Below are 12,169 nucleotides of genomic sequence, written 5' to 3'. Positions count from 1 at the left end.
AGCTTAGCCGAAACCGTTAGGCAATATTAAAATAACCGTTAATTAATGAAGAAAATGAATAAAAAGAAAACATCGGTGATTAATAAAATATTCATCGCTATTTGTTTGATTTTTTTCATAATTTCTTTGACTCAAAACACATATTTTGTTGGAGAAGAAAAAATTGATTCAGTTGGTTCAAATGGCTTGATTGCACTACTTTTCGGTTGGATGTTTATGTTTGACTTAAAAGTTATTCCTTGGTTAGCTAATCCGTTAATTTTAATCTCTTTAATATGTATACTTAAAAATAGAATAAAAAGAGCAAAAATTTTCGGACTCATAGCATTATTATGTGGACTATCTTTTTTGCTATTTGATAATATAATAGTTAATGAAGGTGGAACAGAAAAACCTATAACTGGATATGATATTGGTTATTTCTTATGGATAATGAGTTTGTCAACTAATTTTTTGGGAATAATGATTTCAGATTATTTGAATCCTAATAATTGTAATGAAAATAACATTGTCTAACAAAACCTAAAAAACATTGCTTACGGATTTTCCCCTTGGGAAAATACCGCTGATCACCAAATGTTTAAGTATATTTACCAAGTAAACGCTAAAACCAACGCAACGATTCCTTAGCTGAGACCGTTGTAAGTCATTTAAACATTCTCGAAAATTCAATTATGAATAAAGAAAATAAAAAGAATTTAAGATTTAGTATTCCAATGAGAACGATATTTGATTTTCAAGGAGAGGGAATGTATGAAGAAACTCTGGAAGACCACTTTAGATTAATAATTTGTGATGAATTATTAAGGAAAAATATAAAGTTTGACTTTAATTATCACACTTTTGAAGTAAAAGACGGATTTGGAACTGAACTTCAATACGAAGGAACGGATATTGACTTGAGAAATGTTATACAGAATCTTATCCAAAATAAATTTAGACTAGGTTTAGTTGTACAAAAATTTGAAAACGGATATTGGACTGAAAAATATAATGACTCTCAAAGAATGAAATACAAAGAGTTTGATATTATTAATGAATAAAAAACAAACTTACAACAATCAATAACCGTAATTACGGCGGATTCGACTACGTCCGAATCCACTCGGAATTGCTAATGCTAATGAACAAAAGAAAAAAATAACTAATTTAACCCGCAACTAACCATAGCCGAACCGTTGTACACAATTTATGAAAAACCTACTACTGATAATTCTAATTTCTTTTTTTGCAACTGAATTAAGTGCGCAAAATATCCTTGATGTTGGATTGACTGAAAAATCTTTAATTGTTTATGAAAAACCAGCTAAACCGAAACTTCCGTTTTCTATACTCTATGAAAAGGATTTTTTTTATAGAAAAAGTAAATCTGACTCATTAAATGTGAGAGAATTAATATCCAAAATTGATACTCTTGAAATTGATTACAGCAAATGGACTAAAAGCGAACTTAAAAAACGAATAATAGTTTCTAAAGGCAAGAGAATTGACATAAAAAAAGAAATGCACAAAATGTCAGACAAACCAAAAGCTGAACAAAAGAAATTAAAAAAGGAAATAAAAGGTCTTAACAACAACAAAAGCGAATGGAGAAATTACCCTCTTTCAATTTCAAGACCGATTATGTCAAACGATGGAAAAATGGCCTTGATAACAATTATTAGAGGGAATTCTGGAGGAAGTACTGAATTATATAAAATGGAAAACGGTGAATGGAAATACTTTGAAAATTTAGAAAGATGGGCTTATTAAAAATAAATAACTGTTTACAACAATATATAACCAAAACTACGGCGGATTCTACTACGTCCGAATCTACTCGGAATTGCTAAGGCTAGTGAATAAAAGAAAAAATAACTAATTTAACCCGAAACGGACGGTTATACGAAGCCGTTGGTAGTAATTACAAAAAATGAAAATTATCAAGAAAATATTTATTTGGCTAATCGTTGTAAATATTTTGACTTACTTAGTTTTATCTGAATCTTCAACAAATAATATTGTGAATGATCAGTATTTAAAATTCACAAAAAAAAGACTTGATAATAAATGGACTAAAGACACTACTGAAATTGTAATATTAACTTCTTGCGGAGACGAATTTTTTAGGAATAAAAAGAAAACTCGAAAAATAATAGAGGAATCAAATTCAAGGAATCAAAACTATGATTATCCTTTTTCTTCATATTCTTTCTGGAAAACTGATTACAATACTACAGAGCCCTTTTTGGAAATTAATAAACATACTGACTCCTTGCAAAGTAAGTCTTGTATAATTTATAAATTATGTACAGAAAAAACAGTTCCCTTATTAATGAAAAGAATAAATTTTCAATATTTTCATTCGAGTACTAAAGATACTGATTATCATATTATGTCACACAATTCAAAAATAGAATTAAAAACAATAACTTATTTCTGGTTAATGGGATTTTGGATTGAAATGAAAACAGACAATCAGAACCCTTTACACTATGGTATAGATTAAAACTACTATAAACAATGGTTATAATTAATACGGGGTTGGTGTTTAATCCAAAGTTTAGTGTATTTTTATAATGTCGTCAAATCATTTTGATTTGACTTTTGAATTAGAAAAAATAAAAGCAAACAAAATGCTTCGTCTTAGTGCTTAATCGGAAAGCCTCTGCTTCCCTATTCCAGCACTAATGACAGCCGAAGCCGATAGCTAACATATGAAAAACATATTTACATTAATAATCATTTTTCTTTCAACCATAAGTTTTGGACAAAATATTGAAAAAGAAAAATTATGGAGAACTAAAGGAGTTTACGACTCTTTAGGAAATTTTATTGAACGTGCAAAAATTCAAAGTTTTCTCTTTAGTTCAAAATCAAACCAGTTTTACAGATTAAGAACACAAGACAAAGTAAATATGGAAACTGGAGAAACTAAAGTTTTCGTTTACAGAGATACTTTAAATCTAAGTCAATCAGATACTAAATCTTATAAATTGAGTGACAAAGAAACTCTTATTTTACATTCTAATGATTCTTTGACAATACAATTTAATGGATATACATTGCCTTATGTAAAATTAGATTTAAAATCGAACAAGGTTGATTTAGAAAAACTTAAATCTGAACTGCAAAAAGAACCATTAATTGAGTCTGTTGAGGGAATCAAAGAATATCAATTTACATATCAAGAAAATGAACTAGTCATAGTAAAGCCTTTAGAAAGAGATTCAGAATGGGAATCTGAATATAAAATAATAGACTTTAACGGTTTTATAATAATACAAGGAATTGTATCAGCACCAAAGTTGATAACAAAGCTGAAAAAAGGAAAAATAAGCTTTATGGAAATTGACTATCGATTTAAAAATAAAAATGGTGAATTAAATAAAATACGTTAGCTAACACAGTATAAAATTAATTGCTAGTTATAGTATACTTACGAAAGTCTTCACGGACTTTCTATCTGTGATTTATTTGCTAGATTTAGTGCTTAAACCACACTAATCTTATACCAAATGTTAGTAACAATTCAAAAAATGAAAATAGAAATACTTGAAAAAGCCAATGAATGGATCAACAATCAAGAGTTTGATGAAGAAATGGTTATTTTGAAAGAAGGAATGATAGAACATAACTATTGTTATTCATTAAATTGGTGTAAAAAATCAGAAATAAATTTGAATTCAGAAAACAGAACCAGATGGGTCGGAATTGGAGCTATATTAATATCTAAAAAAGGAAATGATATTGAATTCAAAGGTTCGGCACCTACTATAGATTGGGTGAAAAAATTTGAATTAAAATTAAGGAACTTGGAAGAATATTGGTACGTAGAAATTCCGTTTAAGAATAAATGGATAGACAAGTTTGTTGAAGTTTTTGACTCAAACATAAACGAAATTGAAAGCAAAGTATTAGAAAATAAAATTACTCTAGAAGAAAGAATAGAGACTGATAATTTTTTAGGAGAAACTTATAAAGATTTAGGCTTTTTATATGAAGGTAGTGATAAAGAGTATGTACACAATCCTAGCTTCATAAATGTTGTAAAAAAATTGAATAAATTTGGAATCGCCTGTAAAATAGAAATAAAAACTAAAAAAGCCACTAACACCATATAAACAACACTAAATCAACCGATTACAAAAATAACTGTAAAACATTAATAAAATGAATCGTATCCTTCCTATTTTAGGAATAATAATACTGATTAATTGTAAATCATCTAAAATTGATCTAGAATCGAAATTAAGAAGGAAAAATGATTCTATTAATCTTTTTGCATTTATTGGGGAGAAAATATCTTTAACAGAATTTGATCCAAATGAAAATAATGCTAGAATAGAAATTGATTCTATCACAGGAGACACAATTGAACATATTACTTTTTCAATGGACTTAGGCTTTAAAGCTAAGTACAAGGTATTAAAAAATATTTTCAACAACTTGAATAAAGATACTATAGAATTTATAACATACGACCATTATGGAAGACCTAAGTTTGAAGATCATAAAAATATTATTTTATACATTTCTAAAGATAAGAATGAGAAAGAATACTATCATCAAAAATATCAATTTGATCCATTAATAATTGACGAAGATGGAACCTGGGAAGGATTAGATGGAGAGAGTCTCGAAGAGCTATTTAACAAAAAGAAAAATGGCGTTTTTAAGGCTAGAGGGTTGTTTAATTAATATAATATTTCACAACAATATCTAACCGTAATTACGGCGGTTTCAACTTCGTCCGAATCCACTTGAAATTGCTAAAACTAATGATTAAAAGAAAATATGTAACTTCAATCCTGTAACAAAAGTTATACGAAGCCATTGCAACCAATTAAACAGCATAGCTTAAATTCAAATTAATGGGAATTTTTAATTTTTTAAAAAAGGAGGGTAAATCTAAAAACACAAATACGAACAATGGTGTTTTAGGACCTACTTTTTTGGACGGGTGTACTATTCAAATTGATAATCCGAAAGACTTACATTCACATGAATGGAGAAGAAAACTAAAAACTAGTTCAGGGCAAACAAAATTTAAGATTAAATATTATGGGCAACTTCACAAAAACTATACAAATTTAATTGTTGGAACTGATTTCGCCCCTTCTCTTGTCTTTGCTGTTGACATTGAATCTGGAGAGGAGTTATTATTATTTGATGGTTGTAAACACGGATATAATGCTCTGTTTTGTGATAGATTTACTGACAAACAAATTAAAAACAGACCTACAACAAAATATTACTCTGACAAAAAAGGAAATGAACTTTTTGAAATCGAAATATCTACATACAATGGAATAGATTATGAAGATGAATTCAGGGATGAAGTTGATGAAAATGGATTAATTGAATTAGTTGATGGGAGTAAAATAGAATTTGATAAAGTAAAAAGAAATGGATATGATACTTTACAAATTTGGGCGACAAATAATGATGGAAAAACAATTAATTTTATATCTGAAGAACTTGCATAAAAATTGGTTCGTAATTACTGTGGATTCGACTACGTGAGAATCTACTTTGAATTCCTAAAGCTAGTACAAAAAACTCGAAAATAATCACTAATTTTACCGAAAATGATGGTTATCCGAGACCGTTAGTCACAAGTCAAAATAAATGTTATAACTCTCAGAATAATGAAAAAGAATGGCAAATTGAAAATAACAACTTCAATCCTAATTTTTATTTCAATATTTACATTACAAGGTTTTATATCTGGCTTTTTAAGTATAAATCAAAATAAATACGGAATTGAGTATAATAACGAAAGAAAAAAAATAGGACTAATTGAAATACCTGAAACTTTCGAACTGACTGAAAAACCAATTAATACATTTTTAGATTATTTTAATGCTAGTGGAATTTATTCTCTAGAATATACGACTAAGGCAAACTTAACGTCTGGACTAATAAAAAAAAGAATAGATGTGGATGAAAATGGAATAGGAATAATCAGAGAGTATAGTTTTTATAAAAAAGGGAATGATACTATTATAAAAATTCACAATTACTATAAATAAAAACTAGTTTATAACAAAATATAACTAAAATGACTGCAGATTTAACTATATCCGAATCCATTCGGAATTACTAAAGCTTGTGTTAAACCGAAAATAATCGCTAATTTACCCCGTAATTGACGGTTAGGAAACCGTTGCTACTAATTTAAAAAAGCAATGCTAAAAAAGAAAAATCTGATTTTAATTTCTATTCTGTTAATTGGAGTGTTATGTTTTTATAGTTTTAAGTTCTACGCTAAAGAAGTAAAAAACAAACATTGCCTTACAACACAAATTTCTTCCAAACTATTTGACTTCAACACTTTTGAACTAAAAATTGATTCAACTTTAAATTTATCGAATTTTGAAATTGTGAATCAAAATAGTGGAAAGAAAAAATTTACAAATGGAAAAAGCCAAAAAGGAATTAAAAATGAACTCTAAATCAAAGATGTTGATTGAAGCAACAGGAATTGTTGGTGTAATTCTTCTGACTTTTAATTATAATAAAATGCATTATTTTTCTCATATAAGACCAGAATTAGATATTTCTGTAATCTTATATGGAATTGGTTTGATAACTCTTTGCTTATATTTTCTTATAAGAAAATGGCGAAAAGTTATATCTAAAATAATAATTGGATTATTTGGAATTTCTTTAGCTTTAAACTTATATATATTTGCTGAATATTATAAAATCTCTCAAAAACAAAACCGATTTGAAGAATATTCTGAATTAAAAACTTGCGCGGAAATGGAAAAAAGATTTGCTACTGACCTAAAAAATCAGGAAATCAAATATTTTCAGTTTGGATTTGGATATGATATTAAATTAGAGAAAACACTAAAAGACAAATATCATATTGAAAGTTTTGGAATGGGATGCTCTCTTATTTCGAAATTTATATGTTACAACAAACTGGTAAATGAATACCTTAAAGAAAAACATAGTGATAAAATAATTGATTTCTAAAAAAACGAAAACGTTTGGTTACAAATGTATTATTAATTGTTTACGGATTCAATCCTTCGGACTAAATCTCACTAAACCAAAAGTTAAATCCTTTTAATTAACTCTATAAAAAAACACAAAATCTGGTCTTTTAATGATTAAAAAAACTTTTCTCATATTGCTATTTTCTATCTCAACACAAAACATTCTATCACAAGTTTCTAATCGAGTATCTGAGCTATCAAAAAAATTAGAAACTATTCATTGTGCAGAAAGTAGTATTATTGGTGTTGCAGGAAAACCAAGTATAATCTATTCTAACTACAGAAAAATTGATTCAATAGCAACAAATAAAGAGCTGTTTCATTTTGCGAAAAATGGAAGTAACTCTCTTAGGTTTTACTCTTTAAAGTCACTTGTTAATCGTAAAGACATTGAAAAAGTTATTTGGCTTTATCAATTTTATTCAAAATATCCAATGAAAGTTGTTTATCAAAGTGGTTGTGAAGTTCAAACTATTAGTTTGACAGGAGTAATCAAACAAGAACTTAGATTGATTCAGAAAATCATTGGAGAAAATCGACTAGATATTATTGATAAACAAATTACATACTACAAAAAAGAATTATTGGAAGAGAACATAACAAAAAGGAAAAAACTATATTATAATGGATTTATTAAAGATTTGTATAAGGAAAAAGAAAGTTTAAAAACACTTGCTAAATGGAGTCAAAAAGAATTGTCTACAATTATAGATAAACTCGAAAGTATTGATAAAACAGAAAGATAAATCATTACAACAAGTTATAATCTATTAGCTTTCCTCAGTAACAAAAAATGTTTAAAGTTCTTTGCTAATAAAATTTAATATTTACTCTTAGTAAAACTCAAGTTCCCCCTCTATTCTACTCCTTTAAAAATTCATTCTATATTCCATCTAGTTTTACAAAAATTAAAACATGAAAACTAATTTATTTCATTGTAAAAAAATGAATTTTCCACGGTCTTTTTTAAAAACTAATCAATATAATCTTTTTTGATTCTAAACACAATAATAATCTCAACATAAAACAATATTTGAGATCATTTTTTGTTATATTACCACTAACTAAATTTAATACTAATTTATGGCATCACTTAATCCCCTCGGTGGTAGCTTAGATTTGAGAAAAGCTAAACACCTACTCAGACGTGCCACCTTTAACTATACTAAAGACCAATTAGATGTATTTACGGGTATGTCAGCAACTCAAGCTGTTGATAGTCTAATCATAGATTCTCCATACACACTTACAGAGCCCTACGATCCACTTCCAGAAGGAAGTCCGGATGAGTTTTGGACTTCCTCTCCTACATTACCAGAAGATTTTGAAGGACAAAATAGAAAACGAGCTATAATTTCAGGATGGTGGTGGTACAACGCCATGAATCAAGTAAGTTTAAAACATAAACTTTCCTTTTTCTTTTACACTTGTTTTACCGTCTCAAAAGATGGTGGTTCTGGTGCGGCAACATATTTTTATGATTATTTGAGATTATTAGATTTTTATGCCTTAGGAAATATAAAAACCCTAGCAAAAAAAATCACCTTAGATAGTTCTATGCTCTATTATTTAGATAATCATAGGAATAACAGATATAATCCAAATGAGAATTATGCTAGAGAATACTTTGAACTTTTCACTGTATTAAGAGGAGAACAAATTGGTCCGGACAATTACACAAACTATACAGAAGAAGATATACAAGAAGCAGCAAAAGTGTTTTCTGGAATTAAAATTGAAAAAAGTCGAACTATTATTGATCCTGATACAGGAATTCCAATGGGATATGTAGACTTTGAACAACATAATCCTGACGATAAAACATTTAGTGGTGCTTTTAACAACCAAGTAATTACTGGTAGAGAAACACCTGCTGGAATAGTAGAAGAATTAGATGATTTTGTTGAAATGGTTTTTTCTCAACAAGAAACAGCTAAAGCCTACTGTAGAAAATTATACCGCTATTTTGTAAAAAGTAAATGGGACAATGAAGTTGAAACAGATATTATTACACCATTAGCGAACTTATTAATTGCTAGTGATTTTGAAATAGTTCCTGTAGTTAGAACACTGCTTTCTAGTCAACATTTTTATGATGCTGATGACACTGTAGCTACAGATGAAACCATAGGAAGTATTATTAAAAGTCCACTACAACTAGTCTCTGAAATATGTTCAATTTTTAATGCAACCATTCCTGATCCTGTTAATGATCCTTTAGATTATTATAATGCTTTTTTCAAAGAGTTCATTCACGATGATTATTTTGTTTCAGCTGGTATGGATCTTTTCAGTCCTTTTGATGTTGCTGGTTATCATGCTTATTTTCAAGAACCCGATTTTGATCGATATTGGTTTTCTTCGAATACAATTATAGGACGATACAGTCTAATTGAAAGTTTAATTCAAGGAGTAAATACAATTGGTTCTGGCGATACTTACGCTACAATAAATACAGTTCAATTTGTAAGAAACAATATTACAGGTGCAGAAGATCCTAATTCATTGATCTCTGAAATGGCTGATTTGCTATACCCAGAAGCTATTGATACTGATAGAATAAACTATTTTAAACAGTTTTTAGTAGATGATGGTTTTCCTGATTATTATTGGAATGGTGTATGGATTCAATATTTGAATGACAATGATGATTTTACTGTAAAAACACGTATAGATGCTTTAGTTACTGCCATGATTAATGCAGCTGAATTTCAATTAATGTAATTATGAAAAGAAGAAAATTTATAAAACTTTCGGCAACAGCTTCAGCAATTAGTTTAACTCCAATACAACTGCAAGCAGCATTAAAAACATTTATGCCATACATGGAGTGTCCAGATATTTCTAATAGAAAACTGGTACTCGTAAATTTATCTGGAGGAAATGACGGTTTAAATACTATTGTTCCTTTAAATCAGTATGATATTTATAGTAATTTAAGACCTAAAATAAAAGTTCCTGTTACAGGAAGCAACCAATATATCACCTTAGATAGAACACTCGTAAATAATCAGCAAATAGGTTTACACCCAGCACTTACAGGTATTAAAAGCTTGTATGATAAAGGTTGGTTACGAATCATGCAATCTGTAGGATACCCATCACAAAACAAAAGTCATTTTAGATCTAATGATTTATATTTAACTGGAAACGATGGAAATAGTGTTTTAAACGGATCCAGTACAGGTTGGATGGGACGCTTTATGGAGCGTTATTATTCAAGTTTAGTTACACAGAATTTTCCTATTGCCATAGAAATTGGTGCCGTGAACAGATCTCTAGGTTTTCACTCTCAAGAAGCGCACAATTTATCTATAAATCTTTCAAGACAAGATCCAAATAATTTTTATTCTATTGTTAATGGATTATTAGGTGAAGCTCCTTTAAATTTTCCGGATTCTGACTACGGAGACCAACTGCGATTTTTAACAGGCATAGATTCATCAACCGATACCTATTCTCAAACTATTTCTGCTGCCTTTGATAAAGGTACAAACGCTGCTACTTATCCTGATAATGATTTATCTAATCAATTAAAAACAGTGGCTAGATTGATAAGTGGCGATTTAAAAACCAAAATATACATGGTGCATATTCATGGTTTTGATACTCACGATTCGCAAGTTCAAGGAGGTGGAGAAGTTATTGGTTCGCATTACAATCTACTTTCAGAGTTATCTGGTGCCATGGAAGCTTTTATGAATGATTTAAATGGTCAGAATTTAGCAGATGATGTGGTAGGACTTACTTTTTCTGAGTTTGGAAGAAAAGCCGCAGAAAATGGAAATTTAGGTACAGATCATGGTGAAATAGCTCCTATGTTTATTTTTGGTAAACCTGTAAAAGGAGGAGTATCTGGTACCAATCCAGATTTATCAGAAGCTACAAGCAATAACAATTATCAACTTACAACGGTTCAATATGATTACAGACAAACATTTGCTACATTACTTCAAAACTTTTTAGGTGCAAATGATGCCATTATAGATGAAACCTTTTTTAACCATACCTTAAATGATAGTTTCGTCAATTTAAAAGTAGGCGATATTTTAAAATCTGAGTTTGATATTTCTCTAGGATGTATTCCTAATCAAAATGATAACTTTCAAGAAAACAAAAAATGGTTGCTGTATCCAAATCCTTTTAAAAATTCAATTAACCTATCTAGTATTGAATATTTAGAAACTGTATCGTATAAAATTTATAATGGCTCTGGAGTTTTATTAATGAGTAGAACAGATCTTTTAGTAAACGGTAAAGCAACCGTAGATTTATTTGATCTTAGTAGTGGTGTTTATTATTTTGAAATATTGCTATCTAATGGTAGTAGCGAGGTTCATAAAGCAATTAAAATGTAATTGATGAATGATTATGAAAGCAACAAAAATAATATTAAAGTCAATCATTCTTTTACTTTTAATCTCTTCTTGTGGTGAACCTTATATTGAGTTTCCTATTAAATCTGAAGGAATAGATGATACCATTGATAAAAAATTATGGTTACTAAAACATAGAAGATATCAAAAGCCAGGGATATATCTTTACAACGAAACAAGTGGATTATTTGAAGCAGAACTAGATTTACCTGATGATTTAAGATCTCCTCATGCCATAGCATATGATGGTGAGTCTTTGTGGGTTGGTGGTATTCATGAAAATGAATCTATACACCAAATTGATCCAGAAACAGGTGCAACACTTTCTGTAATTCCAAACATAAGAACAGAAGGTATAGCTGTTGATGAAAATTTCTTGTATTATTCAGTTTATGAAACGAATACTATTCATAAGATTCGAAAAAACGGAACTTTTGTTGAAGCAATAGTAGCTCAAAATGCCTCACTTAGTATTCCTGATATAGCTATTGATGGTAACAATTTATACTACTTACGTTACACTGTAACAGATCCTATAGTAAAACTAAATTTATCTAATAAAAACGAAAGTTTCATTCCTATTGATGGAAGCATTGATACTTATTGCCTAACCATTTTTAATAGTGAAATTGTTGGGGTTACTCTACTAAACGGTATAAGCCGATTTAAGGAAAGTTCTGGGGATTTTATTTCTTCTAATGCTACTGGTATTGAAGGGTGGATTACCGCAATTGCTCCTCATTATGAAATAGTAACATCAGAAGAATAGTCTTAAAGATCTTTTCCTTTTAAAATAAATTCTTT

14 protein-coding genes are annotated in these 12,169 nt (G+C 28.9%); all 14 read left to right on the top strand.

Annotated features, from left to right (window positions below):
* Positions 1-54 precede the first annotated feature (54 nt).
* The 14 genes from EYW44_RS12870 to EYW44_RS12805 all read left to right on the top strand — a co-directional run bounded on the left by EYW44_RS12870 (position 55) and on the right by EYW44_RS12805 (position 12,134).
* A complete protein-coding gene (locus EYW44_RS12870) occupies positions 55-516 on the top strand; it encodes a hypothetical protein (protein ID WP_132724075.1) in 462 nt (153 codons plus the stop codon).
* A 158-nt stretch (positions 517-674) separates the two neighbouring features.
* On the top strand, positions 675-1,043 hold the full coding sequence (locus EYW44_RS12865; RefSeq protein ID WP_132724074.1) for a hypothetical protein: 369 nt from the start codon (positions 675-677) through the stop codon (positions 1,041-1,043).
* Between the two features lie 148 nt (positions 1,044-1,191).
* A complete protein-coding gene (locus tag EYW44_RS12860) occupies positions 1,192-1,752 on the top strand; it encodes a hypothetical protein (protein WP_132724073.1) in 561 nt (186 codons plus the stop codon).
* Positions 1,753-1,912: 160 nt separating this feature from the next.
* Positions 1,913-2,488 (top strand): hypothetical protein, encoded by a 576-nt coding sequence (locus EYW44_RS12855; RefSeq protein WP_132724072.1) that lies wholly within the window; start codon positions 1,913-1,915, stop codon positions 2,486-2,488.
* A gap of 208 nt (positions 2,489-2,696) precedes the next feature.
* The gene (locus EYW44_RS12850) at positions 2,697-3,380 is read left to right on the top strand and encodes a hypothetical protein (protein WP_132724071.1); all 684 of its coding nucleotides are present in this window, start codon (positions 2,697-2,699) and stop codon (positions 3,378-3,380) included.
* A 138-nt stretch (positions 3,381-3,518) separates the two neighbouring features.
* Positions 3,519-4,103 (top strand): hypothetical protein, encoded by a 585-nt coding sequence (locus EYW44_RS12845; RefSeq protein ID WP_132724070.1) that lies wholly within the window; start codon positions 3,519-3,521, stop codon positions 4,101-4,103.
* Positions 4,104-4,152: 49 nt separating this feature from the next.
* Positions 4,153-4,680, top strand: coding sequence for a hypothetical protein (locus EYW44_RS12840; RefSeq protein ID WP_132724069.1), 528 nt, complete (start codon positions 4,153-4,155; stop codon positions 4,678-4,680).
* A 173-nt stretch (positions 4,681-4,853) separates the two neighbouring features.
* Positions 4,854-5,468: a hypothetical protein gene (locus EYW44_RS12835; RefSeq protein WP_132724068.1), complete on the top strand. Its 615-nt coding sequence runs from the start codon at positions 4,854-4,856 to the stop codon at positions 5,466-5,468.
* Between the two features lie 162 nt (positions 5,469-5,630).
* Positions 5,631-6,014 carry a hypothetical protein gene (locus tag EYW44_RS12830; RefSeq protein WP_132724067.1) on the top strand — a complete coding sequence of 128 codons (384 nt, stop codon included), beginning with the start codon at positions 5,631-5,633 and terminating at the stop codon, positions 6,012-6,014.
* A gap of 385 nt (positions 6,015-6,399) precedes the next feature.
* Positions 6,400-6,966 (top strand): hypothetical protein, encoded by a 567-nt coding sequence (locus EYW44_RS12825; RefSeq protein WP_132724066.1) that lies wholly within the window; start codon positions 6,400-6,402, stop codon positions 6,964-6,966.
* Positions 6,967-7,099: 133 nt separating this feature from the next.
* Positions 7,100-7,735: a hypothetical protein gene (locus EYW44_RS12820; RefSeq protein ID WP_132724065.1), complete on the top strand. Its 636-nt coding sequence runs from the start codon at positions 7,100-7,102 to the stop codon at positions 7,733-7,735.
* A gap of 337 nt (positions 7,736-8,072) precedes the next feature.
* On the top strand, positions 8,073-9,713 hold the full coding sequence (locus tag EYW44_RS12815; protein WP_132724064.1) for a DUF1800 domain-containing protein: 1,641 nt from the start codon (positions 8,073-8,075) through the stop codon (positions 9,711-9,713).
* Positions 9,714-9,715: 2 nt separating this feature from the next.
* Complete coding sequence (locus EYW44_RS12810) at positions 9,716-11,347, top strand: DUF1501 domain-containing protein (protein WP_132724063.1); 1,632 nt, start codon at positions 9,716-9,718, stop codon at positions 11,345-11,347.
* 13 nt (positions 11,348-11,360) lie between these two features.
* Positions 11,361-12,134, top strand: coding sequence for a hypothetical protein (locus EYW44_RS12805; RefSeq protein WP_132724062.1), 774 nt, complete (start codon positions 11,361-11,363; stop codon positions 12,132-12,134).
* Positions 12,135-12,169: the final 35 nt, after the last annotated feature.

Source organism: Tenacibaculum sp. M341, from assembly GCF_004337695.1.
Lineage (GTDB): Bacteria > Bacteroidota > Bacteroidia > Flavobacteriales > Flavobacteriaceae > Polaribacter.
Note: the sequence above shows the minus strand (reverse complement) of the source record. Positions and strands in the feature narration are given on the sequence as shown.